Here is a 26,561-nt window from a genome sequence, read left to right as displayed (position 1 = left end):
TTTTAGGCACGGGGAGCAGGAGTGATCACCATGGACATGATTGGCAAGATCCGGCGGATGCATTTCCGCCAGAACAAATCCGTTCGAGAGATTGCCCGCAGTACGGGGCTGTCGCGCAACACGGTGCGTACCTGGCTACGCCAGCCGGGCGATGTCGTACCGCGGTACGCGGCGCGGCGAACACAACCCTCGCGCAAGCTCGCGCCCTATGTGGAGTGGCTCCGGCAGGCCGTGGCCATTGATGCGCAGCGTCCTAAAGCGCAGCGGCGCACGGCCAGGGCATTGCATGCCGAGTTGAAGCGACAAGGCTATGACGGCGCCTACAGCCGCGTCACCGATTTACTGCGCGCTTGGCGACAGGCCGATGGCACGAGCGCTGTGCACGCCTTCGTGCCCTTGACGTTTGCGCTGGGCGAAGCCTTCCAGTTCGACTGGAGTGAAGAGAGCATGGTGGTGGGCGGCGTGCCGTACCGCGTGCAGGTTGCCCACGTCAAGCTGTGCGCCAGCCGTGCCTTCTGGCTGGGGGCCTATCCCAGCCAAGGTCACGAGATGCTGTTTGACGCCCATACCCAGGCGTTTGCCGCCTTCGGCGGAGTGCCGCATCGCGGCATCTATGACAACATGAAGACAGCCGTCGACAAAGTGCACCCGCGCAAGAAGCGCGACGTCAACGCGCGCTTTGCGGCGATGTGCAGCCACTACCTGTTCGACCCCGACTTCTGCAACGTCGCTTCCGGTTGGGAGAAGGGGGTGGTGGAGAAGAACGTCCAGGACAGCAGGCGACGTGTGTGGATTGAGGCCCTGTCGACGCCCTGGCGCTCCTTTGCCGAACTCAATGCCTGGCTGGCCATGCGCTGCCGTGGCTTGTGGCAGGAGATCTTCCATCCCGAGTTCAGCCAGTTCACCGTGGCCGAGATGCTCGAGCACGAGCAGCCGCACCTCATGCCCATGCCCACAGCGTTCGACGGCTATGTGGACAACACGGTCAAGGTCAGCAGCACCTGTCTGGTGGCCATGGCTGGCAATCGTTACTCCGTGCCCTGTGAACTCGCCGGGCGGCGGGTGAGCACCCGGGTGTATCCCACCGAGGTGGTCGTGGTGCATGACGGCGTGTGTGTGGCCCGCCATGCGCGGCTGGCCAACCGGGGACAGACCACCTACGACTGGCAGCACTATGTGCCGCTGATTCAACGCAAACCCGGGGCGTTGCGCAACGGCGCGCCGTTTGCCGATCTGCCCCAGCCCTTGCAGCAACTGCGCCAGGCGCTGCTGCGGCAAGACGGGGGCGACCGGCTCATGGCCCAGGTGCTGGCGCTGGTGCCCGCATCCGGGCTGGAGGCGGTCCTGGTGGCCGCTGCGCTGGTGCTGGAAGCCACGGCCCCGTCCGGGCGCATCAGCGTGGAGCATGTGGTCAACGTGATGGGGCGCTTGCAGACCGGCCCCCAGCCCGCCCAAGTGACCACGGCCTTGACGATGGCCGATCCACCCCGCGCCGACACGGCCCGCTATGACCGCCTGCGGGTGACTGACGAGGAGCGAGATCATGCGTGAGGTCATTGCGGAACTCAAGGCGTTGCGGCTGCACGGCATGGCCGGCGCCTGGGCCGATTTGCAAGGTCTGGGGACGAACGCCAGGCTGGATGCCGCGCAGTGGCTCGTCGAGCATTTGCTGCAGGCCGAGCAGGAAGATCGCGCCGTGCGCTCGGTACGCCATCAAATCCTCTCGGCCCGCTTCCCGGTGCACCGCGATCTAGCGGGGTTTGACTTTGATGCCTCAAGGGTTGATCGCACGCTGGTGGGGCAACTCGCCAGCATGGCCTTTACCGAAGCCGCGCACAACGTCGTGCTGGTGGGCGGGCCCGGCACGGGAAAGAGCCATCTGGGCACGGCCATCGGCGTGGCGGGCATCACGCAGCACGGCAAGCGGGTGCGGTTTTACTCCACCGTCGATCTGGTCAACGCGCTGGAGCAGGAGAAGGCGCAGGGCAAAGCCGGGCGGATTGCGGCAAGCCTCTTGCGTATGGACTTGGTCATTCTCGATGAGCTGGGGTATCTGCCCTTCAGTCAGGCGGGCGGGGCTTTGTTGTTCCATCTGCTGTCCAAGCTCTACGAGCACACCAGCGTGCTGATCACGACCAATCTGGCCTTCGGCGAGTGGTCCAGCGTGTTCATCGATGCGAAGATGACCACCGCCTTGCTCGACCGGCTCACACACCACTGCCACATTCTGGAAACCGGGAACGAGAGCTACCGCTTCCGTCACAGCACGGAAACCGCCAAGACCCGCATCAAGGCGCGGGAGCAAAGGCGTTCGGGCACAGCACAGGCACCCCAGCCCGCTGAGCCCGAGACACCGCTTTGACCCCCACAAGCCCTTGGGGCAAGCCGCTCTGGGCTACGCCCGACGCAGCTTGCCCCAAGGATCCAAACCCACCCACCAGGAGCCAACCCCACGCAAAAACCGTAGACTTATCCACACCCGACTGCGACGCAGTCGGCCTTAGACCCCGGGTCAAAATTGAATCGGCACGGTGGGTCAAAATTCCATCGGCACGAACACTGGCTGTTCTCCTGGTCATAGACACAAAGAGGAACATGCTTGATATCCAGACTGACGCCATAACCGAGTAAACCCATCTGCATCAAAGGCATGATCAGCGCGATGGCGAGACTGCGCGGATCGCGCCAGATCTGCAGCGCCTCCTTGTAAGCCATGGCCAGCAGTCTGCGCAGGTTCATGCACAACCTCCCGCATGGCGCTGGTCCGGCGCGAGCCTCGCTGCGGGCAGATTCACGGGTGTGAAGCTCAAGCCGCGCTCCTCGCATCCTGAGCCCGTGACACGATGCGAACAAATACGTCCTCCAGGCTAGGCACCACGTCCCGAATCTGTCCTGTCTGCACCCCATGCGTCTGGAGAAAGTCCGGCAAGGTTTCGGACGTGAGTCCGCCCTGCCCGAGCACGACATGCAACTTATCACCAAAGATGGCCGCCTCGACCACGCCAGGCGCGGTCAGTAGCGCCGTGCGCGCAGCACCCAGTGGCGCGCAGGCTACCTCTACCAGTTCGCCGCCTAACTCTCTAGTGCGCAGTTCACCAGGGCTGCCAACGGCCATAAGTTTGCCGCGATCAATCAGGGCAATCCGGTTGCAATACTCGGCCTCGTCCATGTAGTGTGTGGACACCAGGATGGTGACGCCACCGGCGGCCAACTGGTGGATCAAATCCCAGAACTTTCGTCGCGCCTCCGGCTCTACGCCGGAAGTCGGCTCATCAAGGAAAAGCACCGGCGGCCGATGCAGGATGGCGCAGCCCAGCGCCAGCCGTTGTTTCCAGCCGCCCGCAAGCGTGGCCACCAGCGCGTTTTCCCGCCCCTCCAGCCCGGCCATCGACAGGGCAAACGCCACACGCTCAGCCATCTCCTGTTGCGGTACGCGGTAAATGCCGCCGAAAAATCGCAGATTCTCGGCCACAGTCAAATCGCCGTAGAGCGAAAACTTCTGCGACATGTAGCCGATGTGCTCACGCACGGCCTGCGACTGGCTGCCCACATCAAAACCCGCCACCGTGGCGCGCCCCGCGCTGGGCGTGACCAGCCCGCAAAACATTCGGATCGTGGTGGACTTTCCGGCGCCGTTTGGTCCGATGAACCCCATCACCTCACCGCGCGCAATAGATAGATCGAGATGATCGACCGCGACGAAGTGACCAAACCGCTTGGTCAGCCCTTGGGCAACAACTGCGGGATCCTGAGCAGGGTTCATTTGCCCTGCCCTCCCAGCAGCGCCACGAAGACATCTTCGATGCCAGGATCGGCCGTCTCGATGCGGGCTTCAGCAAACTCCCGCGTCGCGAGCAGCAATTGAAGTTCGGGCGTCCGCTGGGCAGCATCATCCACCCGCACATGCACTCGGTCTCCCATGAGCAAGACGCCCAGCACGCCCGGCTTGCCCGCGAGAACATCGCGCAAAGCGCGCGGCTGTGCCGTCACGATGGCGAGCAGTGCGCCGGGCATGGCGGCCTTCAGCCTAGCCGGCGTGTCGCAATAGCGGATCTCCCCTTCATGGAACAGCGCCAGACGCGAGCAACGCTCGGCCTCGTCCATGTAGGCGGTCGCCATCAGAATGGCCACGCCGCTTTCGCGCAGGTTGTAGAGAATGGCCCAGAAATCGCGCCGTGACACCGGGTCCACGCCTGTGGTCGGCTCGTCGAGCAGCAGCACGCGCGGGGTATGAATCAGCGCGCAAACCAAGCCCAGCTTCTGCTTCATGCCGCCAGAGAGCTGCCCAGCAAGCCTGCGCTCGAACCCGGCCAGTCCGGCGGCATCGAGCAGTTCCTTGCTGCGCTGGAGGCGCTGCTTGCGCGGAATACCAAACAGCTCGGCATAGAAGTAAATGTTTTCCGCGATGGTCAGGTCTTCATACAGGCCAAAGCGCTGCGGCATGTAGCTCAGACGCAGCTTGGCGGCTTCCGGGTCCTGCACCACGTCCACGCCATCCACCAGGAGCGCTCCTGCGTCTGGATGGAGCACTCCGGCAAGCATGCGCATGGTGGTTGTCTTGCCCGCGCCATCCGGGCCGACAAGGCCAAAGATCTCGCCTTTCCCCACACTGAACTCCACGCCGCGCACAGCATGCACCGCGCCGAAGCGCTTGGTCAGTGCATGCACTTGCACAGCCGGATCGCTGGCGATCGCGCTCATTTTTCGGGAGGTAACAGAGCGATGGAGGCGTCGGCCGGCATGCCCGGCAACAAGGCGTGTGCCGGGTTGTCGATATCAATGCGAATGCGATAAACCAGAGTGACGCGCTCGGCATGCGTCTCAACGGTCTTGGGGGTGAACTCCGCCTGGGAAGCGATGAAACCGATGCGCCCGTGGTAGACATGCCCCGGGTAGGTGTCGGTCGTCACAGAGGCTGCCTCGCCCAGGCGGATGCTGCCCAGGTCCTGCTCGTTGATATAGGCCCGCAGCCAGACATGGTCGAGATCGTCTAGCGTGAAAATCGCCACACCAGGGCCAGCCAGCTCGCCCAACTCCGCCTGTCGAACCGCCAGCACGCCGCTGAATGGCGCGCGCAAAGTGGTGAACGACAACGTCACACGATCGAGTGCCACCTTGGCCTGCGCTGTCTTGAGGTTAGCCTGAGCCAGAGCGATGTTGTTGGCTGCAACCTTGACGAGCGCCTCATCACGAGCCAGCACGGCGCCAGACTGGCCTGCCGCAGTTTTCGATAAGTCGTATGTCTGGCGTGAGATGGCGCCAGCCTCAAGCTGCCCAGCGTTGCGTTGCAGATCACGCTGCTTTTCCGCGAAGTCCAGACGGTCACTGGCCACTGTGCTGCGGGACGCAGCCAGATTGCTGGTCGCGACGGCGACCTGCCGGGCGGCCGCTTCAAGCGAGGCCTCATCGATGGCGAGTTGTTGCTGATAGACGCGACTATCCACCCGCGCCAGCACGGCGCCAGCTGTGACGGCTTTGCCTTCGTCGAAGGGCAACTCGGTGATGGGCGCCTGCACGTTGGTGAAACTCAGCACACTTTGATGCGCTTCGATATTTCCGCTGACCACGACGTGGTTGGTCGCCGCGCCAGGGCCAAACACCCAACGATGCGCAGGCGGCCAAACCCACACCAGCAGCGCTGCAACGATCAGCGCTGCGACCAGCCCAGTCCAGACAAGACGACGGCGGCTCATGATGAAACTTCCCGGCGGACAAGAATAAAAGAACACTCAGTCTAGTGTCACGCGCTGCACGGAGAAAAGATAGATGTGTAGTCCCTGCGTCTTTCCATAGCCCCGGACATTCCGGATGCGCCCTGGGTTCGCAGCTGTTACTCCGGCCACAAGAAGTTTTCGTGTTTATCCGGTTGTCACAGATACCCACTAGGAGTCTGGGCGGCAGAATTCCGTGAACCTGTGCCGGAGCGCCGATGCTGGGCGAGCGGACTGTTTTTCGGGCACGGTCGGCATGGCCGGTCGTCTCACGCCCCCGAGAGGGCAGCAGCGGGCGTGTTGTGCGGGGCGGCCTGTGCCCCCATTTCTGTTCAGGCGGGAACCAACGAGGCCATCCGCCGGAGGTTCAGTGCTGCGCAGACGAGTTTCCACTCGGCGCGTACACGCTCAAGGCCGCGCAGGCTGAACTGGCGGAACCCCAGCACGCTCTTGATCCAGCCGTTGGGCGGCTCGGCGATCCACTTGCGCTTGCGATAGGCGGCGCGTCCCGCGGCGGTCTGCATCTTCGCGGCCATGGCCGCGGTGTGCGGCAGCCGCGCGGCATCGATGGCCGCGTGCTGCTTGCCTTCGCGCCCCAAGGCCACAACCAGATCGATCGGCGCATCGCGCAGGTTGTCCTCGCTGCGATAGCCCGCGTCGGCCAGACCCAGCGCGGGCAGCGCGCCCAGGTTCTCCTGGATCGCATCGATCATCGGCAGCAGCCAGTTGGCATCGGGTGCCGTGTTGTCCAGTTCCGCAGCCACGATGATGTGCGCAGCCTCGTCCACCGCCGTCTGCGCGTTGTAGCTGGGGTCGAAGCCGCCGCCGGCGCGCTTCATGATGCGGCTGTCCGGGTCGGTGAAGTTCTCCTGCGCCTTGTCTTCGGGCACGCCGAAGTCGCGCTTGAACCGCGCACCGCGCCGCGGCTTCCCATCCGGCCCCCGGGGACGGCGATCATCATCGTCACTGCGACCACGCTGCGCGTCGGCTTCACGCTGACGCTGTTCCAGCCGCTGGCGCGCCTGCCGGATCGCATCGAGTCGCGCCTCGCGCCGCTCGATCTCGGCCGGGATGTCGAGTTCGGGCTCCTGCGCCTCGGCCTCGTCGGTGGCCTTGGCGCGCGCCAGCAGCGCGTCGATCTGCTTTTTCAGTTCGACCTCGGTGTGCTGCATGCGCGCATAGCTCATGGCCTTGTGGCGGCTCGCGTTGGCCTTGACCTTGGTGCCGTCGATGGCCACCGTGCCCAGCTTGACCAGACCCATCTCGCGCGCCAGGCGCACGACCTGCACGAACAGGTCCGAGAATTCCTGGAGGTGCAGCGCACGGAAATCCCGGATCGTGCGGTGCTTGGGGAAGTTCCCTGCTGCCAGCATCCGGAACGCCAGGTCCTCGTGCAGCCGGCGCTCGATCTTGCGCGAGCTGAACACCCCGGTGGCGTAGCCGTACACCAGAACCTTGACCATCATCGCCGGATGGAAGGGCTGGTTGCGCGCTCCGCCACCCTCATAGCGCGCGTAGAACGCGCTCAGGTCCAGCGTGTCAATCGTGTCGTGGATGAAGTAAGCCAGGTGACCCGGCGGCAGCCAGTCCTGCGGCGCCGCCGGCAGCAGCATCACCTGGTCCGGCTCATAGGGGCGGTAACTAGTGGGCATGCCGTATTAACGCACGCCCACCGTCCTACGTCGACCTCAACAACCTTCTGCCGCCCACACTCCTAGGCGGCTCGCTGACAGCCAATAAACCAGACACTACTGATTCGACACACAGAACGGCGCAGCCGAGGCCTGCAAGCGCGCGCGCCATCACGAGCAGGAGCGACTCTTGCGCCGAGAGGGTCGGCAAGGAGATTCCCTTGGCCCCCTCTTTCCAGCTGTAGCCGCAGGGCTTGCTGCGGTCGTCGCACTTGTCCATCCATCACAAAACTTGAGGGCGTTCGGATGCATTTCAGCCTTCGACGGGCCGGATCAATGGTTCGCCGACACTCCAAGTTCTTTCAGCTTCGATTCTGCATCGCGTCCATAATCGGACTCCAGGCCAGCGAGGCCTATTGTCTTGCGCAGATACTGCTTAGCAGACTCTGTGTTGATCGCAGTTCCGATTCCAGATGCATAGCAAGTTGCCGTCATGTATGCCGCGGCGGCTACTCCCTGATCAGCTGCCTTCTTGAGGTATGAAAATGCCTCCTGCGGGTTTTTTTCGGTCATGTTGCCGTTGAGTGCAAGCAGGCCCATCTCGTATTGGGATGGTGCATATCCGGAATTGGCCGACTTACGCAGCAACGTAACTCCTCTGGTAATTTTTTTCTGCAGTTCCCGGTCAGATGTGGTGTCCATCTGAGGATCGTCGAACTCGGAGTTGATCAATAACTTTCCGAGCTTGTACTGCGCCGGGGCATACCCTTGATCGGCTGCCTTGCCAAAGAAGTACCGCGACTGCTCGAAATCCTGCGCGACGCCATCGCCATTCTCATATAGCTGCCCCAGCAGGTATTCGGCCTCGAGACTCCCTTGATTGTTCGCCTCTGTCAGCCAAAGAACTGCGATGGATTTCTCGTCATGATCGAACAGGTATTTTGCGTAACGCAGTTGCGCTTCCAACTTTCCTGATTCAGCTTCGTGCTTGAGCACGTCCGCGCTCTCGACAGGTGCAGCTCTTTTTGAATGCCAATTTGACACATCTAGGACATCGGACTGAGCGTCTGCAGCAGCAATCGTGACAAAGAGGGAGAGAGCACAGGCGACACTGCTTACCACGCGCCTGCACGTTCTGGATTGGTACGCCATGATTCGCACTCCTGAAATATTGATGCCATCACTCCACAACGACCTCATTGATCTGGATGGTGGGATTGAGGTTGGTGAAGTTGGACAGGTCAGCCATGATTTGCTGGGCATGCGGACCGAACGCCTGTTCGAAGGCGGGCACCGAATCGAAGTACAAATGCCCCAGCGCCACATAGGTTGGCTTGGAATGCGGTTGCGGCCCGCCCAGCCCGCGCTGCACACTGACGCGACGGCAGGCATCGCCGGTGAGCTTGCGTATTAGGGGAATGTGGATTTCGGTGTAGTACGCCATATCGAACCGGGCGTCGTCCTGGTTCGGGTACATCACGCTGACTTGAATCATGGTTGGACTCCAGAGAGGCTGCGTTTTGGAACATCAAGCAAAGCAATGCGTGCCGTGGGTCACGGCGGCACCGGCGCGTAATGCGGCGGTCACGAGAACCGCTTCGGCAATTTCAGCATCGCTGCACCCGGCCTTGCGGGCGCGGTCGACGTGGATCTGGATGCAATACGGGCATTGCGTCGTGTGCGCCACGGCAAGCGCGATCAATTCCTTGGTATGCACAGACAACGCCCCCGGTGCCATGGCTGCCGCATCAAACGCGGCGAAAGCCTGCATCGCGGCCGGGGCATGCCGACCGAGAGTGTCGAGATGTTTAATTTTGTCCATTGAGTACATGTGTATCTCCTTCACTTGTGGTTGAATAAAACTTGCATCAGTTCCACGCATAGCTTGCCCCCAGCCAGATGCCTCTGGGGGCGCCTGGGGCGACGAACTGGGTGTTCTGCCAGGTGGCGGGATCGCTGCTGAAACTGCGGTTGGCGCCGGTAAATTCGTTCACACCGAGCTGGCCGAAATCGGCGTACACGCGGTTGAACAGGTTGTGGATGGATAGATTCAGGCGCCAGTGCTGGTCCAGCTTGTATTGCGCACCGAGATTGACCACGGCATAGCCCGGCACCCGGCCGTTGTTGTCTTGGTTGTTCTCGTCACCCTGCGCATAGCGCGCGCCGTATGCCACAACTGCGCCATGCAGTTGCAGGCGTTCGCTAGGCTGATATTGAGCAAGTAGCTTGACGCTCCACGTCGGAATATTGGGCAGGCGGTTGCCGGGCTGCACCTGGATGTTGCCGTTGGCGTCGGCGCTGGAGTTGCTCGCGCTGGGCTCCTGAAAGCCGGACTCGTAGGTGGCCACAGTGTGGCTGATGGAGGCCGACCACAGCCAGCGCTCGCTGCCGCTGGTCAGGTCCAGGGTGGCGGTACGGAACAACTCTTGCGGAATGTTGATGAAATAGCCTTGGGTCATGTTCGCCAGGCTGATGAACTGGATGGCATTGTTCAACTGCGTGTGGGTGTATTCGGCATGAACCCGGATCCAACCCAGCTTCCACACCGCGCCGGCCTGCGCGGTGCGCGCGATGACGAGGTGCAGGTCGGGGTCGGCCACCAGCACATTGGGCAGGGTGCAGGGGGCGTCAGGGCTGGCGCAGGTGAGTTCCACAGCCATCGGCACACGCATGCCCTCGGCATAGCGCAGGTAGTACGAGGCCTTGGGGCTGGGATGCAGGTCCAGACCGACGCTGGGGTTGAAGCGGCTGTAGCTGTGGTTGCCACCGAGCGCGCCGCCGAGCCTGTCGGTCATATCGACGTTGGCGCGTTCGTAGCGCCCGCCGGCAGAGAGGTCGAGCCAGGGCGTGGCCGCCAAGCGGTCGGTGAAGTACACGCCGCTGTAGCGGTTGCGCACCCCAAGGCTCACCGGACCTTGGTCGAACGGGCCGACTCCCACGGTGTAGCGCTGCGGCGTGAAGGTGGCGGCCTGCTGGATCTGGGTGAAGTCCACCGACTGGTGGTCCACGCTCATCCCCAGGCTGGCGTGGTTGCCCAGGCCGAACAGTGGGTTGTCGTTATGCAGGGCCAGGCTCAGGCCTCGGCTTTGCTGCTGCAGGCCATTGAGGACGTTGTCGGCCACCGAGTTGCCCAACGTGGTTGTGTTGCCGTCATAGTTGCCATTGACGTTGCTGTTGAAACCGCTCTGGTCGCTGTTGCGCAAATACAGCTGCGCGGCAAGCTGCCAGTGCGGACTCAGGCTCTGGGTGTCGCCGAGGTTGAAAAAATTGAGCTGGTTGTCGATGTTGTCCGGTGCGGTGTAGACGGCCGTGGGGGTGTTCATCCACTGCTTGGGTAGCGTCTGCGAGCCTGCCAGATGGCTTTTGGCGAAGGTGTAGCTGAAGTCCAAGTCGTTACCGTTCGCCCGGCGCGTGACCTTGCCAAACAGACTGCGGTCGCTGCTGGCGGTATAGGGGGCGAAACCGTTCTCATGCTGGTTTTGCACCGCAAAGAAATAGCTCCAGTCGCCCGCATGGGTGCCATAACGTGCCTGCTCGGATGTCTTGCCGAAGCTGCCGAATTCCATGCCGACGTCGCCGCCTGGCGCCGACAGGCCGTCCTCGGTGTGCAGCAACACCGCACCGCCCAGGGTGTTGAGACCGAACACTGGGTCGGTGATGGGCACGAGATGGATGGAGCGTATGGCGTTGGTAGGAATCAGGTCCCAGTTCACCACGTCGCCGAAGGGCTCGTTCACCCGCACCCCGTCCTGAAACACCGACAGGCCCTGCGGTGTGCCCAGCAGCGGCGAGGCGGCGAAGCCGTTGAAGTGCAACGTGGGCTGCAGCGGGTTGCCCTGCTCGTGGGTCAGCGCCACGCCGGGCAGATGCTGCGCCAGCAGTTGCGGGAAATTGGTGGCGGGCTGCTGCTTGAGGGTGTCGTTGTCAATTGCATAGGCATGCTTCGGCGGGGCGCGAAAGCCCTCGGTGCTGCCAGTAAAGACGGTCACGGTTTGCAACTGCACCACGGGCGAAGCGGCCGTCGATACCGGAGCTGATGCAGCAGCCACTAGAACGGGTTGGGCTTCGGCGCTTCCCTGCCATGCCAGTGCCAAGGCGGACAGGGCAAGTATGCGGGTCAGTGCGGCAGGTCGGAGTTTCTGTTCGTGAACCATGGCGTAGTGCTTGGACTCAAAACATGCGTTGGAGTCGACGCGACTGATCGGCACTCCGGAACACAAGGGGGTGTTCGGACGAAGCTACACTCCCGGCTTTCGCCACCGCGGCCTCGACGACCTGATGGACTGGCGATTTCGCACAGACCGGATCCGCCGCGGCAGGATCTCCTGCGAGCATGTACGCTTGGCAACGGCATCCGCCCCAATCCTTTTCCCGTTCATCGCAGTCCCGGCATGGGTCTTTCATCCAGGACGATCCGCGGTAGCGGTTGAATCCCTCGGATTCAAACCAGATCTCGCGCAGCGTCATCTCGCCCACTTTGGGAAATTCGAGTCCTGGAAGCATGCGTGCCGTATGGCAAGGCAAGACGGTACCGTCCGGAGCAACAGTCAGAAATACATTGCCCCATCCGTTCATGCACTTCTTCGGACGGCTTTCGTAATAGTCTGGAACGACTAAGAAGACGCGCATCTTGTCGCCCAGTCGCTGGCGCCAAGCATTGGTGACGTCCTCTGCCCGTTGCACCTGCTCCCGAGTGGGCAAAAGATGGGCCCGATTGACCTGCGCCCACGCGTAATACTGGGCGTTGGCGAGTTCGAGATACTCGGCGCCGAGATCCGCGGCCATTTCAATGATGCGGTCGATGTGATCGATGTTGAGACGGTGGATCACCACATTCATGACCATCGGCCAGCCGTTGTCCTTGATCAGTCTGGCGACGCGCTCCTTGAGTTCAAAGGTCCGTGTATGTGAAAGAAAATCATTAATCTCGCGTGTCGAGTCCTGAAAGGAGAGCTGGATGTGATCGAGTCCGGCGGCCTTAAGCGCGTCTGCGCGCCGCGAGGTCAGTCCCACCCCCGAAGTCAGCAGATTCGTGTAGTAGCCGAGTCGATGCGCTTCGGCGACAAGGACTTCGAGATCGTCGCGAAGCAGAGGTTCTCCACCGGAGAAACCACACTGCACGGCACCCAGGGCGCGCCCCTGTTGAAGGACCCTCAGCCAGTCGTCGGTGGAGATTTCCTGGTCGTGCCGTGCAAAATCGACCGGGTTGTAGCAAAAGGCACAGTGCAGCGGGCAGCGGTAGGTCAACTCGGCAAGGATCCAGAGCGGTGGGCCGACAGGAGGTGTCATGTCCATTGCAGCCAGCCTTGTTGCGAAGCGATCTGAAAGAACTGTGCAACATCCGGGGCGAGATCGGCTTCGCCGAAAGCAGCCTCGAGGTCCGCCACGATGTCGCCCACGGAGCGGACGCCATCGCATCGCGTCATGATTTCGCCTGCACTGCCATTGAGCTTCACCATGCCCTCTGGATACAGCAGAACCCAGGCCTGCTGCGCCTCTTCCCATTGGAGGCGGAATCTCGGATTCAAGCCGGGACGCCGTGGATCGGCAGAGTCAGGGAGTCGTTCGTCTCTCATAGCGGCACCTTGTACCTCAATGCCATGGCATCGTTCATCTGCCAGAGCACGTCGAGCTTGAACTGCAGGATGTCCAGAGCCCGTTGCTGCAGCTCGCTGGTGTCGAAGTGGTCGAGAGTCAGCGTCAGCCCTTGCTCCACATCGCGGCGGGACTGAGTCGTTCGATTGCGAAAGTACTGCAGGCCATCCGCCTCGATCCACGGATAGTTTTCGGGCCAGGTGGCAAGACGTTCACTGTGGATCGCCGATGCGAATAGCTCGGTCAGCGAGGAACATACGGCCTCCTGCCACGGCTGCCGGCGACAGAAGTTCACATAGGCGTCGACAGCGAAGCGGACCCCCGGAATGACGTGCCGCTGATCCTTCATTTCTTCGCGGCTCAGCCCTACGGCGAGTCCGAGTCGAACCCAGGCCTCGATTCCGCCCGGGTCGCCTCCATAGCCATCGTGGTCGAGAATGCGCTGGATCCACCCGCGCCGCACGTCGCGGTCGGGGCAATTGGACAGGATCGACGCATCCTTGATCGGGATTGCGAGCTGATAGCAATACCGGTTTGCCACCCACCCCTGGATTTGCTCGCGCGACGCCTTTCCCGTATTGAGCATAACGTTGAAAGGATGGTGGATGTGATAAGACTTTCCCTTCTGGCGCAGTTGTGCTTCGAACTGCTCGCGACTCCACGGTCTGCCGGGCTGTGCAAGGGCGTTCATGGTGTGAGGGTTCCTACAGTTGGATATCCAGACCGTCGTGACAGACCTCGATGTTCCGCGCCGTCAGTTCGGCGCGCTGCAGGCTGTCTTCGTCGAGGATGGGATTGGTGTTGTTGATATGGATCAGCAGCTTGCGCGTTTGCGCCGGGAGGCGCGAGAGATGCTCGATCATGCCCCCCGGGCCGGACTGCGGAAGGTGTCCGATCTCCACCGCGGTCTTGGTGCCCACCCCCAGGCGGATCATTTCGTCATGGGTCCAGAAGGTCCCGTCGACGAGGACGCAGTCTGCGCTGCGCATCGCGTGCCAGACGTGGGGCTCGATATCGGCCAGTCCAGGAGCATAGAAGGCGGTGCGCGCGGTGCGGCGGTCACGGATGGTGATGCCGACGTTGTCGCCGGGATGAGGATTCTCCCGGTGCGGCGAATATGGCGGCGCTTTGCTGCGCAACGGCACTGCGGCAAAATGCAGGTCGCCGATGCCCTCGATCTCGAAGCCTGAACCATCGATAGGCATCACATGCCAAGTCACCTTGCAGTAGTGTTCCAAAATATCGAAGATCGGATTACCGTTGCGCAGGTCGTCTCGAACCTGCTCGGTACACCAGATATCGAGAGGTTTGCTGCTTTCACGCAGCATGTAGAGTCCGGTCGTGTGGTCAATTTGCGCATCGATCAGGACAATGGCGCGAATTCCTGTGTCGCGCAGTCGACGCCCGGGCTGCAGTGCAGGAAAAGCCCGAATTTGTTGGAGGATGTCGGGCGAGGTGTTGAAGACGATCCAGTCGCCGCCGTCGGCGCTCAGCGCGATCGAGGACTGCGTTCTTCTGGATGCGCGGATCGTGCCGCTGCGTAGGCCGTCGCAATTCGCGCAGTTGCAATTCCACTGTGGGAAACCGCCGCCTGCAGCAGAACCAAGCACATGAATCTTCATGAGAATAAGGCCTCGAGACAGCGGTATGGCGGTTCGCGCCATATCGCTGCCTTTCTTCCGATCAGCGGGTTGCGATGTACATGGTGATTTCAAAACCGAAGCGCATATCGATAAAGCTAGGTTTGGTCCACTTCATTTTCAGTCTCCTGTTTGAAAGCGCCGGACGCGGTAGCGGCCGACTTACGACTCCGCAGCACCATGCTGAGGAATGCTGGGTTGCGATGGGCTTGATCTCTTGCTGCCACATCATTCAAAACTCCCTAGTGACCTGCACGCCCACGATGGCGTTGCGTCCCGGAGCGGCCTCGTAATAGCGGCCGTTGCTATCGGCGATGACCACAGCAGCCACATAGTTTCGGTTGAGCAGGTTGTCCACCCGCAGGAATTCGGACAGCCGCCAGGGTCCGTGGTGCTGCTCGATTCCTGTGGCCCAATTGAGCACGCCATAGCCCTGCGCGGCGGCGCTGTTCTTCGCGTCGACGAACACCTGGCTGCGCACCAGCGCCGACAGCGTGGTGTAGAAGCCCTGCAGCGCGGCGCTTTGCAGAGGCGGACGCCAGGTCAACCCGGCGTAAAACTGCTGCGCCGGCGCCCCGGGCAGGGTGTTGCCGTCGTAGGGGCCGCCGGCAAAGCGCACGTGCAGGTAGCTGTACGCTAGGCGCGCGCTCAAGTGGGCGGGCAGCGCGGCGTCCAGGCTCAGGTCGGTGCCGTAGCGCCGCGTCTTGCCGGCGTTGGAATAAGTGGTGCGCCCGCCGCTCGACGAGAACACGACAATCTGGTTGTCTGTGGTGATGTCATACACCGACGCCTCCGCGCGCAGGTTGCCGAAGTGGCCGCGCCACCCCACCTCGGCGTTGCGCAGGTGCATGGGCTGCAGCGCGAAATTCAGGCCGGGCTGGCCGTCGGGGCGATAGGCGAGTTGGTAGAACGTGGGAGTGACAAAGCCGTGGCCATAGTCGGCGTAGATGCGGTTGTGTGCGTCGAGCTTGTACAACAGACCGATCACCGGATCGGTGCTGGAATAGCGCGCATTGCCGCCCGTGCCGGCCGACAGCGGGGCGTCGGTGCCCGGGGTGGAGTTGAAGCGCACCGCGTCGTGGCGCAGCCCGCCGCTGACCGACAGCCGAGAGGTCAGTTCCCAATGCGCCTGCATGTACTGGGCGAAGTTGTCGACGGTGTTGTACTGGTCGTTGCGCAGCGCGCCCTGCACGCCGAAATCGTTGACAAAACCCTTGCGGTATTCGTTCATGCGGCCGTAGCTCAGGCCCGCGGCTAGGGTGTAGCGGCGCGCGGCGAGTTCGCCGCTGTGGGTGTAGTCGGCGGTGGTGCCACTGAAATAGTCGTGCAGATCGACCACGCCGCCGGCGGACACGCCGAAGTTGCCGGTGAAGGGCAGGTATTGCTTGATGCGCCGGGTGCCGCCGTAGGCGCTCATGCGCAAGGTGTTGTCGGCATCGAAGCGGTGCTCCCATACCAGCCCGGTCTGGCGGTTGCGCACGCTCTTGCGGGTATTGAACTTCAAGATGGCGGGGTCGACCTGGCGCGGGTTCTGCTGCAACTCGGCGCGTGTCAGCCCAGCCGGGTCGAGCGCGTCCTGGTTCAGTGCGTTGAACACCAGGCTGAACTGGTCGTCGGCGTGCGGGTTCCAGTGCAGGACGCCGTTGAACTGGCGTCGCGTGGCGGCGCTGTGCTGGCGCCAGCCGTCGGTGCGAAAGTCGGTGAGACCGGCAATGCCGCTTACGCCACCACTGACGCCGCCGCCGATCAGGGTGGTCTGGTGCGAGCCCCAGTCACCTGCCCAGGTGCGCAGGCTCAGACTGGGAGGTTCGGGCGGGTCGCGGGTGTACGCCTGAATCACGCCACCGGCGGCGTTGCCGTAAAGCGCGGCGAACGGGCCCTTGATGATCTTCATACCGCCCAGGGTGGGCAGGTTGATGATCTGCGACTGGCCCTGGCCGTCAGGCATGGTCAGGGGAATGCCGTCCAGGGTCATGTACACCCCCTGCACGCCGAAGGGTGCGTCAGCACCAAACCCGCGAATGGACAGTTGCATGTCCTGGGCGTAGTCCTGCCGGTTGTTGACAATGAGCCCAGGGACCTGTCCCAGGCTCTCTGACAGGTTGACCTGGGGCTGGCCCTGCGTCAGCGCCCGCTGCCCCAGGATGCTGATGGTCGAGGGCAGCGATACAGCATTAGCGCCGTACGCCACCCCTTGAACCGTCACCGGGGCAAGTTGTTGCGCAGCAATCAAGGGCCGAGTCGAACTAGAGTCTGCCGATGGCACAGTAACGACAACCTGCGAAGCAGCCTTGGCCTCGCTCTGCTGAACGCTAAAAACTACAGCGAAACCCGCCCAGAACGCCAGAGCCTTACCCTTCCTTGATTGACGCTTCATTGGACGAAGGAATCGAATTCTTGCTGATCGTCCTGCACAGCGCTGGGGTCTAGTTTCTTGCCATTGGGCATATACCCGTTTGCGTGCAACAAAAATGCCATTATGTCTGCATATTGTTTTGGCTTGAGCTTACCAGGCTTGTCTGCCGGCATATTGGTCATCATGTAAAGAAAAATTCCACCGATCGTCATGGTCGAATTATTCGTTGGAGCGAACCCAGGTCCCTTCAATGCAGGCGCAGTATGGCCCTGTAGGTTATCTCCATGGCACTGAGCGCATTCGGCCGCATACAGTTTTTTCCCAGGGCCGACCTGACTCTGGGCGAAATTTGCTTGATTCCCTGTGGATCCGCCATTGTCGGAAACGTCGATCAGTCTGTAGCCATTTTTTATATTTCCGGCCTTATAGACAAACACCGCAGGCTGTATCGAGCCCACACCAGCTGAAGAAATAGTTGCCGCATGCGAAGCTATCGCCCAAGGCTTGACCATTTTTTGAAAAGCGACATCGTTCGAAAGCCGCCCCAACGCCCTCGAAATTTTCGAAATCAATATTGTATTCCTGGCATCGGCCACAAAACTAAGATGCCAATTTGAAACCTTGGATTTTGTCGTCATCAGCGAAAAATGGACGCTATGATGCGAATTTTCGTATTTTAGAAGGCTTGGATACCAGCCAATTCCATACTCTGCCTTACCGCTCACCACAGCATCAATCACATCCTTGGTCGTATTTTCTACATCGAAATTCTTGTCCCCTTCCTCTGCGGCGATGAGTTGCCCTGGTGTTTCGTAGGCCACCGCAACAGTGCCACGACCATCGGCCGCCACCTTCGCATCGGGATTACTGAATTTAACGAATTCCACCGTCAAATAAGGAGCCGAAACAGCCATCCCGTTTTTGAACTGCAAATCCTCTTTCAATATAGGAATTCCAGAAAATACATCACATTTTGATTTCAGAAGCTCTGCTATAGCAAATTTGGATGTCGATCGATTGCCAAGATCCTTCGTCAAATCGACGGTCCGATAGGGTATAGATAAATCTTTAAATACCGCTCTGGCTACGTCAATGTCCAGTGACTTCGTTGGACTCAAGGGAAACGTGCATAACTTCACTGGATGGTTTTCCATGGCATGCGCCAGCGGCGCGACATAAAAAAACCCGACTGTGGACAGGATTGTAGCTGTCATTGTTAATCGCAACATTTGGAAATCCTTAAAATGGGGCGCCAGCGGCGCCCCTTGAAATCGATAGCCCTTAATTATTGAGGCTGAAAACATACAACGTGCCGCCACGAGGTACGTTCTTGGTCATGGTCGCCATTGGGCCGCCCCAAATCGGATTCGCACCACCATATCCGGCCAAAATTGCGACATACTCTTTTCCGTCCACCTCATACACAGAAGGTTGCGCAACGATTCCGCTTGCGAGTTTTGGGCTCTTCCAAAGCACCTTACCAGTCTTGGTTTCGAAAGCATAGAGATGGCCTTCTAGCGACCCCGTAAAGGCGATGCCGCTGGCTGTAGTGGTTACGCCACCGTTCCAAGGCATCTTGCTCCAATGTCCCCATACCTTCTTGCCGGTATTGACATCAATTCCCTGAACTTCGCCATACCCCTTGCTTCCCGGCTCAGGGTAGATTGAGAACCCTTCGCCCAAGTAGGGCAGCCCTTGCATATAACTAACCTTTGAACCCGTGTAAGTACCGCAAGCGTGCAACGAAGGAACGACGACAATATGCGTCTTCGGATCGTATGCCATTGACCACCAATTTTTGCCTCCGAGGAATTGAGGGCAGGTATGGATCGTCTCGCCTACCTTCGGATAGGACTTCGGATTATTAATTGACTCGCCCTCCTTGTTATAGCCAAGGACAGACGTTGTCTTAACAAACGGCTTTGCGTAAATCAACTTACCAGTTTTCTGATCTAGGGCGATAAAATATCCATTTCTGTCAGCATGAATAAGAGCATCGTATTCTTTGCCCTGGTAATTGATTTTCGCCCTGATTGCTGTATTTACGCCGTCATAATCCCAGGAGTCATGTTGTGTGTACTGGAAGTGCCATTTAATGTCCCCGTTCCCAGCGTTGATCGCCAATAGCGAGTCAGAATAGAGGTTTTTCCCGGGGCGAAGTTCTGCAAGCCAAGGCCCAGGGTTACCAACGCCCCAGTAAAGTGTTTGGTTTTCAGGATCGTACGTTCCGGTCAGCCATGCGGGAGAGCCCGAGTGCGTGTACATGCCCTTTGGCCAAGTGTCGCCGTATTTTTCATCGGGTGACGGCACTGTATATTTTTTCCAAACGGTGTCGCCAGTATGCGCATCAAGCGCCGCAATAAATCCGCGCGCGCCATATTCGCCTCCAGCACTGCCCACATAGATATTTCCATTAGCGGCGAGTGGCGCTAAGGAGAAAGCATAGCCAATGCCTGGATCAAAAAGTTGTTTCTTCCAGTTGATTTGGCCATCCTGTGCGTTAAAGGAAGCGACTTCGCCACTCAGCATTGCCACATATAAGCTATCCTTATATAAGGCCACGCCGCGGTTTACAACATCACAACATACTGTTTTGTAGGCAATTTGAGGGAGTTGTGGATCATAACTCCATAGCTTTTTACCTGTGGTGGCATCGAAGGCATACACGTGATCCTTAGGAGTCGTCACAAACATGAAATTTCCATTGACGATTGGTGTTGCCTCGAAACCTTGCGTTAGATCTGCCGGAAATTTGTGCGACCAAACCATTTTTAAGTTTTTGACATTCCTCGGGTCAATTTGTGTCGCTGGTGAATTACTTTCACCACCGTAGGAATGATAGTACGTCAACCAATCCGTACTTTTGTGTGCGTCATCAAGCCTCTGCTGTGTGACTGCCGGGTACTCTGTCGTTGCAGCTGGCGCATACCCAATAGACAGGCAGAAAACGGCCAATGTCATACTCAATAATCTTGCATTTCCGCTATTCTGAATTAGCATTTCTTGCTCCTTACGTGATGGATTAAATTATAAAAAATCTGCAGTCAGCCGCCACAGTCGTGTTTAACGCACTCGATGAACAACTAAAGATCAACTAGGGAGTTCCCTTATAATTTATTTTAAATTCTTCGTTTACTAGATGCGGCCCTCCTTTTTCAAAATTTCCCATTCGTCCTCTCCAAAAATTCGAGATCGTGTAAGGAAACGTAGCCCCGTTGCACCCTCAAGGGAAAACATCCCTCCTCGACCAGGAACAACGTCAATAATGAGCTGGGTATGCTTCCAATATTCAAACTGAGCAAATCCAATATAGAATGGTACCCCGCCGATCACGCCCAAAAGTCGGTCAGCATCCCCAACAAAAAACTCTCCCGCAGGAAAGCACATCGGAGCGCTGCCATCACAACAGCCGCCTGACTGGTGAAACATCAAATCACCGTGGACCGCTTTGAGTTTGGCGATCAGTTCTAGCGTCGCTGGGGTTGCCACGACTTGCGGGACTGTCAATGCTGTCGCGGATGGGTTTCGCAAGATGTGCTCGGTGTTCATTACTGGGCATCCGTAAGGCGTGATACGTTGCTGCGTGCGAAATGCAAGGGCTGCTGTTCGCCTGAGTCGCCACTCGCGTTAGCGCGCAGCCACGTGGCGCTCTTCAAAAGAAGCCCAGTTTGCTTTCGCTGTAGCTCACTAGCAGGTTCTTGGTCTGCTGATAATGGTCGAGCATCATCTTGTGGTTTTCGCGTCCGATACCCGATTGCTTGTAACCACCGAATGCCGCATGGGCAGGGTAAAGGTGGTAGCAATTCGTCCAGACGCGGCCAGCCTGGATGCCGCGGCCCATGCGGAACGCCCGATTCATGTCGCGCGTCCAGACCCCCGAGCCCAGTCCATACAGCGTGTCATTAGCGATTTCCAGTGCTTCTTCCTCGTCCTTGAAGGTGGTAACGGACAGGACAGGGCCGAAGATCTCCTCCTGGAAAATGCGCATTTTGTTGTTCCCTTTGAAGACCGTGGGCTTGACGTAATAGCCGCCTTCGAGGTCTCCCGGGAGTTTGTTGCGCTCACCGCCAATCAGCACCTGGGCACCCTCCTGTTTGCCAATGTCGAGATATGAAACGATCTTCTCCAGTTGCTCGCTTGACGCCTGCGCGCCGATCATGGTGTCCATATCCAGCGGATTTCCCTGCTTGATTGCTGCTACGCGCTTGATTGCGCGCTCCATGAATCGGTCATAGATCGACTCCTGGATCAACGCGCGCGACGGGCAGGTGCAGACTTCACCCTGGTTGAGCGCGAACATCGCGAAGCCTTCAAGCGCCTTGTCGAAGTAGCCATCGTCCTTGTCCATCACATCGGCAAAGAAGATGTTCGGCGATTTGCCACCCAGTTCCAGTGTCACGGGAATCAGGTTCTGGCTCGCATACTGCGAAATCAGGCGGCCGGTGGTCGTCTCGCCCGTGAAGGCGATCTTGCCGATGCGGCTGCTCGATGCCAATGGCTTGCCCGCTTCCAGGCCGAAGCCGTTGACCACGTTGAGGACGCCCGGAGGCAGGAGGTCCCCGACCAATTCCACGAGCACCAGGATGGACACCGGCGTTTGCTCGGCGGGCTTGAGCACAACGCAGTTTCCCGCAGCCAACGCGGGCGCCAGTTTCCAGACTGCCATCAGAATCGGAAAGTTCCAGGGAATGATCTGCCCAACCACGCCGATCGGCTCGTGGTAGTGGTAGGCGTAGGTGTCATGGTCAATCTCGCTGATGCCACCTTCCTGGGAACGCACGCACGACGCGAAATAGCGGAAGTGATCGACAGCGAGGGGCAGATCCGCCAGCGTTGTTTCGCGGATGGGTTTTCCGTTGTCCCAGGTCTCGGCGGCAGCCAGCATGGGGAGATTGGCTTCCATACGGTCGGCAATCTTGTTCAGGATATTTGCCCGGTCCGTGGGCGATGTGCGGCCCCAGGCTCCTTTAGCCTTGTGCGCCGCATCGAGCGCATGTTCGATATCGGGTGCGGTCGAACGCGGGATCTCGCAGAACGGCCTGCCAGTAACGGGCGAAATGTTTTCGAAATATTGGCCACCGGCAGGGGCAACCCATTCGCCGCCAATGTAGTTGCCGTAACGCTTTTTGAAGGCAACAGCGGTACCAAACTTACCGGGTTCAAGCATATCCATGAAGGTCTCCTGAGATTGTTGGGAAAAGCGCTGCGCTGCAGATGCAGTGCTCTCATCGTTATCAGGAACCGTGCCAACACCGTCTCTTACATCAAGATACATCTGAGGCGTTCAAGAACAAGCACTTAGATGAAGGCCTCCGGTGTTACCCGGAGACGGGCCCTCGCGCTGTATTCGCGATTCGCATCACTCAAGCGTCGCATCTTGCAACAGGTGACATGGCGGCTGTCGAGTGCGACACTTTGCCAATACAAGATTGGTTGCCACGACCTCGATGGCACGCCAGCTCAGGAGACAGACATGCACCAGTCCAGGCCAGTGGACAGCGCGGGAATCGCCACGCTGTCGACCACATTGCAGTTGGCGCGACAGCGTTTTTTTGAAGATGGAAGCGATCCGCAGGGCTCGGTGCCAGAGCTGATTGCAAGGTCATGGCGGCGGTGCTCTGCTCTGCCCTGCTCACTCAGTGGGACTCCCGAACCCCTGGCGCAAGAGGCGTTGTTAGCCCGGCGCGACGCGCAGGGGCAGCTGCGCCGACACGCGCTGCCCGAGCTGGAGGCTTTGGCCGAAGCGCTGTCACCCTCACGGGTGATGGTGCTGCTGGCCGACCCACAGGGCATGATTCTCGATGCAGCGGGATCCGATGTGTTCATGAACAAGGCCCAGCGCGTGGCGTTGATGCCAGGCGTCGAATGGTCCGAAGTCCAGCGGGGGACCAATGCGATTGGTACGGCGCTGACGGAATGCTCGCCGATCACCGTTCTTGGACTCCAGCATTACCTCGAACAAAACGGCGCCTTGGGCTGCACCGCCGCACCGCTGCTGGGCTCGGAAGGGCAGGTTCTGGGCGTGCTGGATGTTTCGGGCGATCCGCGCTGCATTCAAGCCCAGACTGTGGGTCTTGTGCGCATGGCAGGGCAGATGATCGAACACCGCATGGCGATGGACAATTGTCCTGCGCATACCGAAATCCTGCGCTTTGCACGCGACCCGGCCCTGATCGGCTCACATCGCGAAGCTCTACTGTGGATCCGAAATGCAACGATTGTCGGCGCCAATCGCGCCGCGATGCGCGCCCTCGGGATGACGTTCGAACAGTTGCGTGGCCGATTTGTCGATGATCTGTTTAGCGCCTTGCCTGCGACCGACCGGGAGCAGTTTGAACTCGCTCTTCACCCCTGGCTCGTACGGCCAGGGCAATCAGCATCGTGGGCTTCAGGCTGGGTCGGTCCCAAGAGCGCCTCGAATCGCCTCACCCTGGCCGTTGAGCAAGAATCCACAGAGCAGGTCCGCCAAATCCCCTCGTCTAAACCGCCCATCATCGTCGACCCGCAGAGAGAGGCACAACGGCAACGCGCGGTGCGTGTCCTGGACTGCGGCATTCCGGTCCTGATCCTGGGGGAGTCGGGCGTCGGCAAGGAAGTGTTTGCCAGGCAGGTCCACCAGGCTAGCCAGCGAAGCCAAGGGCCTTTTGTCGCGGTCAATTGCGCTGCAATTCCGGAAGGCCTGATCGAGGCCGAACTTTTCGGCTACGAGGAGGGTGCATTCACCGGCGCCCGACGCAAGGGTCAGGCGGGACAGATTCGAGAGGCGCACGGCGGCGTCTTGTTTCTGGATGAGATCGGGGACATGCCGTTGTCGATGCAGGCCCGGCTCCTCCGGGTCTTGCAGGATCATGAAGTCAAGGCGCTTGGTGGCGGGCGCCAGCAGAGCGTGGACTTTGTGCTGATGTGTGCCACCCATCGCGATCTTAGGAGGATGGCCGCCGAGGGGCGTTTCCGAAGCGATCTGTACTATCGCCTGCAGCACTTCGTAGTCGACTTGCCAGCGCTGCGGGAGCATGCCGACGCCAAGGCGCACATTGACGAACTGCTGCAGACCATCCTGCCTTCCGGCAGGCTCCGCCTCAGTCCGCAGGCGCGCGATGCGCTCTTGGACTATTCATGGCCAGGCAACTGGCGGCAACTCGTTGCCGTCGCGCAGACGCTTCTGGCGCTGGCCGAACCTGGGAGTTGCATCGAGCTTGCCGATCTCCCCAATGAGATTCGGCGCGACTGGCGAACACATCACCAACAGCCACCCTCGCCGTCAAGCGCGCTGACGCGCCCGGATGCTGAGTGGGAAGGAGCCACAACGTCCCCAGTTCCGTTGCGCGCCATGACCGACACCGCGATTCATGCAGCAATCGCGTCCTGCGGCGGCAACGTCAGCCGCGCTGCGCGGCTGTTAGGGGTGCATCGCAGCACGCTTTACCGGCACGTAATACAAAAGTAGGGCGTCAGTGCCTGCCTCTCAACCTTCGCTCAGGCTCATTCCTCGTTGTGCAAGGATCCCAATTCCCGCAGCGCCCGCGACAGAGTACATTTACCCTTCAGAGCTAGAGGCGCTGGCCACGCGCCCGACCCTGGAGACAGCCATGGACTTGCGCGCGCGTGAACACATCCAAACGGTCATGACTCTGGCCGGCGAGGGCCTCCCCCTTCGCACGTCCCTCGCCCTCGATGGGGTGATTCGCGAGTCATGGACGCGCTGCGTACACGAGCACCGCCTAGATCCCACCTGCATGCGCCCCGCTGTGATCCTGCATCAACAGCAGCTGCGCGAGCACCGGGAGCGTATCGACGATTTTCTGCATATGGCACGCTACGGCTTGGAGTCCTTGTATAAGCAGGTCGTCGGCATGGGCTACTGCGTTTTGCTCACGGACTCGCGCGGCATCACGGTGGATTTCATCGGGGACATCCAGCTCGACCACACCCTGCGCCACGCCGGCCTGTCCCTTGGCGCGGACTGGAGTGAATACCACGCTGGCACCTGTGGCGTGGGCACGGCCCTGATGACAGGCGAGGCGCTAACGGTCCATCAGGACGATCACTTCGATGCGACCCATATTCCGCTGACCTGTACAGCCGCACCTATCTATGACCCATTTGGCCAGATTAATGCCGTCCTAGATATCTCGGCGCTGACGTCGCCCAAAATGAAAACGAGCCAGCATCTGGCACTCCAGTTGGTCAAGGTCTATGCAAGCCGCGTGGAAAACGCAAACTTCCTGCGCTGGTTTCGCAATGACTGGGTGCTCAAGCTGCACCCTTCGCCGGAGTTTGTGGAGATCAGCCCTGACTACCTGCTGGCGGTCGATGCGGGCGGACGCATCATCGGGCACAACAGGCAGGCGCAGCTGCTCCTTCAGGCAGCAAACAGCGGCCCTGTTCTGGGCATGGCCTTAGAGAGCGCGTTCAATATTCGACTTGATGATCTGGGCCAGTTCATGCGGGCCACGCCCGACGAGCGGCGCGCGGTGACCCTCGTAGGCCGCGGGCAGGTGCTGTTTCTGCATGCGCTGCCGCCCCCTGCTCGCCGCGCTGCGGCGACGGACGACATGGTGGCGCCGGTGCTGCCGGCGCCGCTGGCTCAGCTCTCTGGCGGCGACCCGACGCTGGATAGCCAAATTGCGCGCGCGGCAAAGCTTGTCGACTCGCCTATCAGCATTCTCATCACGGGGGAAACTGGCAGCGGCAAGGAGTACCTTGCCAAAGGCCTGCACGAGGCAAGCCAACGCCGAAACAAACCGTTCGTCGCGGTCAATTGCGCGGCCATCCCCGAGACGCTGATCGAGAGTGAGCTTTTTGGCTACTTGCCCGGAAGCTTTTCCGGCGCTAGTAGCAAGGGAAAGCGAGGCCTCATCCATGAAGCCGACGGTGGTACGCTGTTCTTGGATGAGATCGGTGATATGCCGCGTGACCTGCAGGGGCGGTTGCTGCGCGTACTGGCCGAGCGCGAAGTGCCAGTCATTGGCGCCACGCGTCCCCTACCCGTGGACATTCGCGTGATCGCAGCCACGCATTGCGACCTTGAAACGCTGGTGAAAACTGGTCGTTTCCGGGATGATCTGTACTACCGGCTGGCCGGTGCCCGTGTGAAACTTCCCGCTATACGCCAGCGGCGCGATCTTCTGTGGCTGCTGCACAAGTTACTGCACGAGGAAGAACCTGCCGTGGTGCTGTCGCGCGAGGCCGAGGCGGCGCTGCTCAGCTACAGCTGGCCGGGGAACTTGCGCGAATTGCACAATACGCTGGCCTTTGCCCGTGCCGTATGCCGCGATGGCGTGATCCGGATCGAGGATTTGCCTGATACCTTGCTGGGCGCAGCCGCGCCATCAGTGCGCGCCCACCCCGACGCAGCGCTTCACCCGCCCGCAGCCCAGCAACTGCTTGAGTCGCTTCGTGCCGCGCAGTGGAATATCAGCGCCGTTGCACAACAGATGGGCAAATCTCGCATGACGCTGTACCGGCACATGAAACGATGGGGTATCCACTCGCCCAAGCACACGCCTTAGGCCGAATACTAAATGTGACATCTGGCCGAGGTGCACAACGGCGCTTCGCGCCCCGGGCCCCCTTCAGCAACGGGGCCAAGCAACAATGGCACGCGAGTTGCGTAATAGGAACCAAC

General features: G+C 60.2%; 22 protein-coding genes and 1 pseudogene. 4 read left to right on the top strand and 19 right to left on the bottom strand.

Annotated elements, in window-relative coordinates:
• The first annotated feature begins 30 nt into the window (after positions 1 to 30).
• Positions 31 to 1,551, top strand: a complete 1,521-nt coding sequence (istA, locus tag THI_RS02375; RefSeq protein WP_013104226.1) for an IS21-like element ISThsp2 family transposase — start codon at positions 31 to 33, stop codon at positions 1,549 to 1,551.
• Positions 1,544 to 2,362 carry an IS21-like element ISThsp2 family helper ATPase IstB gene (gene istB, locus THI_RS02370; protein ID WP_013104225.1) on the top strand — a complete coding sequence of 273 codons (819 nt, stop codon included), beginning with the start codon at positions 1,544 to 1,546 and terminating at the stop codon, positions 2,360 to 2,362. The genes istA and istB overlap by 8 nt, the downstream gene beginning before the upstream one ends.
• 191 nt (positions 2,363 to 2,553) lie before the next feature.
• On the opposite strand, the pseudogene THI_RS18705 reads toward istB, so the two are convergent.
• The 19 genes and pseudogenes from THI_RS18705 to adh all read right to left on the bottom strand — a co-directional run.
• Positions 2,554 to 2,739: pseudogene (locus tag THI_RS18705) on the bottom strand (ABC transporter permease); the annotation flags it as partial.
• Between the two features lie 67 nt (positions 2,740 to 2,806).
• A complete protein-coding gene (locus tag THI_RS02360; RefSeq protein ID WP_013104624.1) occupies positions 2,807 to 3,763 on the bottom strand; it encodes an ABC transporter ATP-binding protein in 957 nt (318 codons plus the stop codon).
• Positions 3,760 to 4,701 (bottom strand): ABC transporter ATP-binding protein, encoded by a 942-nt coding sequence (locus THI_RS02355; protein WP_013104623.1) that lies wholly within the window; start codon positions 4,699 to 4,701, stop codon positions 3,760 to 3,762. Before THI_RS02355 ends, THI_RS02360 begins: the two co-directional genes overlap by 4 nt.
• Complete coding sequence (locus THI_RS02350) at positions 4,698 to 5,693, bottom strand: HlyD family secretion protein (RefSeq protein WP_013104622.1); 996 nt, start codon at positions 5,691 to 5,693, stop codon at positions 4,698 to 4,700. The genes THI_RS02355 and THI_RS02350 overlap by 4 nt, the downstream gene beginning before the upstream one ends.
• A 350-nt stretch (positions 5,694 to 6,043) precedes the next feature.
• Positions 6,044 to 7,363, bottom strand: coding sequence for an IS1182-like element ISThsp1 family transposase (locus THI_RS02345; protein WP_013104216.1), 1,320 nt, complete (start codon positions 7,361 to 7,363; stop codon positions 6,044 to 6,046).
• Between the two features lie 312 nt (positions 7,364 to 7,675).
• The gene (locus THI_RS18700) at positions 7,676 to 8,494 is read right to left on the bottom strand and encodes a tetratricopeptide repeat protein (RefSeq protein WP_013104621.1); all 819 of its coding nucleotides are present in this window, start codon (positions 8,492 to 8,494) and stop codon (positions 7,676 to 7,678) included.
• A 28-nt stretch (positions 8,495 to 8,522) separates the two neighbouring features.
• Positions 8,523 to 8,837 (bottom strand): EthD family reductase, encoded by a 315-nt coding sequence (locus THI_RS02330; protein WP_013104620.1) that lies wholly within the window; start codon positions 8,835 to 8,837, stop codon positions 8,523 to 8,525.
• A gap of 33 nt (positions 8,838 to 8,870) precedes the next feature.
• Positions 8,871 to 9,224, bottom strand: coding sequence for a carboxymuconolactone decarboxylase family protein (locus tag THI_RS02325; RefSeq protein WP_231836332.1), 354 nt, complete (start codon positions 9,222 to 9,224; stop codon positions 8,871 to 8,873).
• The gene (locus THI_RS02320) at positions 9,211 to 11,496 is read right to left on the bottom strand and encodes a TonB-dependent receptor (RefSeq protein WP_013104618.1); all 2,286 of its coding nucleotides are present in this window, start codon (positions 11,494 to 11,496) and stop codon (positions 9,211 to 9,213) included. The genes THI_RS02325 and THI_RS02320 overlap by 14 nt, the downstream gene beginning before the upstream one ends.
• A 16-nt stretch (positions 11,497 to 11,512) precedes the next feature.
• Complete coding sequence (gene pqqE / locus THI_RS02315) at positions 11,513 to 12,631, bottom strand: pyrroloquinoline quinone biosynthesis protein PqqE (RefSeq protein WP_013104617.1); 1,119 nt, start codon at positions 12,629 to 12,631, stop codon at positions 11,513 to 11,515.
• Positions 12,628 to 12,918, bottom strand: coding sequence for a pyrroloquinoline quinone biosynthesis peptide chaperone PqqD (gene pqqD, locus THI_RS02310; protein WP_013104616.1), 291 nt, complete (start codon positions 12,916 to 12,918; stop codon positions 12,628 to 12,630). Before pqqD ends, pqqE begins: the two co-directional genes overlap by 4 nt.
• Positions 12,915 to 13,628, bottom strand: coding sequence for a pyrroloquinoline-quinone synthase PqqC (gene pqqC / locus THI_RS02305; RefSeq protein WP_013104615.1), 714 nt, complete (start codon positions 13,626 to 13,628; stop codon positions 12,915 to 12,917). Before pqqC ends, pqqD begins: the two co-directional genes overlap by 4 nt.
• Before the next feature lie 13 nt (positions 13,629 to 13,641).
• Positions 13,642 to 14,559 (bottom strand): pyrroloquinoline quinone biosynthesis protein PqqB, encoded by a 918-nt coding sequence (gene pqqB, locus THI_RS02300; RefSeq protein WP_013104614.1) that lies wholly within the window; start codon positions 14,557 to 14,559, stop codon positions 13,642 to 13,644.
• 61 nt (positions 14,560 to 14,620) lie between these two features.
• Positions 14,621 to 14,695, bottom strand: coding sequence for a pyrroloquinoline quinone precursor peptide PqqA (gene pqqA, locus THI_RS18285; protein ID WP_013104613.1), 75 nt, complete (start codon positions 14,693 to 14,695; stop codon positions 14,621 to 14,623).
• A 114-nt stretch (positions 14,696 to 14,809) separates the two neighbouring features.
• On the bottom strand, positions 14,810 to 16,783 hold the full coding sequence (locus tag THI_RS02295; protein ID WP_231836330.1) for a TonB-dependent receptor family protein: 1,974 nt from the start codon (positions 16,781 to 16,783) through the stop codon (positions 14,810 to 14,812).
• Positions 16,784 to 16,950: 167 nt separating this feature from the next.
• Entirely contained in the window at positions 16,951 to 18,162 is a 1,212-nt protein-coding gene (locus THI_RS18280; protein WP_162097919.1) for a c-type cytochrome, read from the bottom strand.
• A 52-nt stretch (positions 18,163 to 18,214) separates the two neighbouring features.
• On the bottom strand, positions 18,215 to 19,894 hold the full coding sequence (locus THI_RS02285) for a PQQ-dependent dehydrogenase, methanol/ethanol family (RefSeq protein ID WP_231836483.1): 1,680 nt from the start codon (positions 19,892 to 19,894) through the stop codon (positions 18,215 to 18,217).
• Positions 19,895 to 20,068: 174 nt separating this feature from the next.
• Positions 20,069 to 20,482 (bottom strand): DUF779 domain-containing protein, encoded by a 414-nt coding sequence (locus THI_RS18275; protein WP_013104609.1) that lies wholly within the window; start codon positions 20,480 to 20,482, stop codon positions 20,069 to 20,071.
• A gap of 103 nt (positions 20,483 to 20,585) precedes the next feature.
• Positions 20,586 to 22,106, bottom strand: coding sequence for an aldehyde dehydrogenase (gene adh, locus THI_RS02280; protein ID WP_013104608.1), 1,521 nt, complete (start codon positions 22,104 to 22,106; stop codon positions 20,586 to 20,588).
• 213 nt (positions 22,107 to 22,319) lie between these two features.
• On the opposite strand from adh, the gene THI_RS02275 reads away from it, so the two are divergent.
• Both THI_RS02275 and THI_RS02270 read left to right on the top strand, forming a co-directional pair.
• On the top strand, positions 22,320 to 24,380 hold the full coding sequence (locus tag THI_RS02275; RefSeq protein WP_231836481.1) for a sigma-54-dependent Fis family transcriptional regulator: 2,061 nt from the start codon (positions 22,320 to 22,322) through the stop codon (positions 24,378 to 24,380).
• A 142-nt stretch (positions 24,381 to 24,522) separates the two neighbouring features.
• Positions 24,523 to 26,445 carry a sigma-54-dependent Fis family transcriptional regulator gene (locus THI_RS02270; protein WP_013104606.1) on the top strand — a complete coding sequence of 641 codons (1,923 nt, stop codon included), beginning with the start codon at positions 24,523 to 24,525 and terminating at the stop codon, positions 26,443 to 26,445.
• Positions 26,446 to 26,561 lie beyond the last annotated feature (116 nt).

It is taken from the genome of Thiomonas arsenitoxydans (genome assembly GCF_000253115.1).
GTDB lineage: Bacteria > Pseudomonadota > Gammaproteobacteria > Burkholderiales > Burkholderiaceae_C > Thiomonas > Thiomonas arsenitoxydans.
The sequence above is the reverse complement of the archived record's forward strand: the minus strand, read 5'-3'. Positions and strand labels throughout refer to the sequence as shown.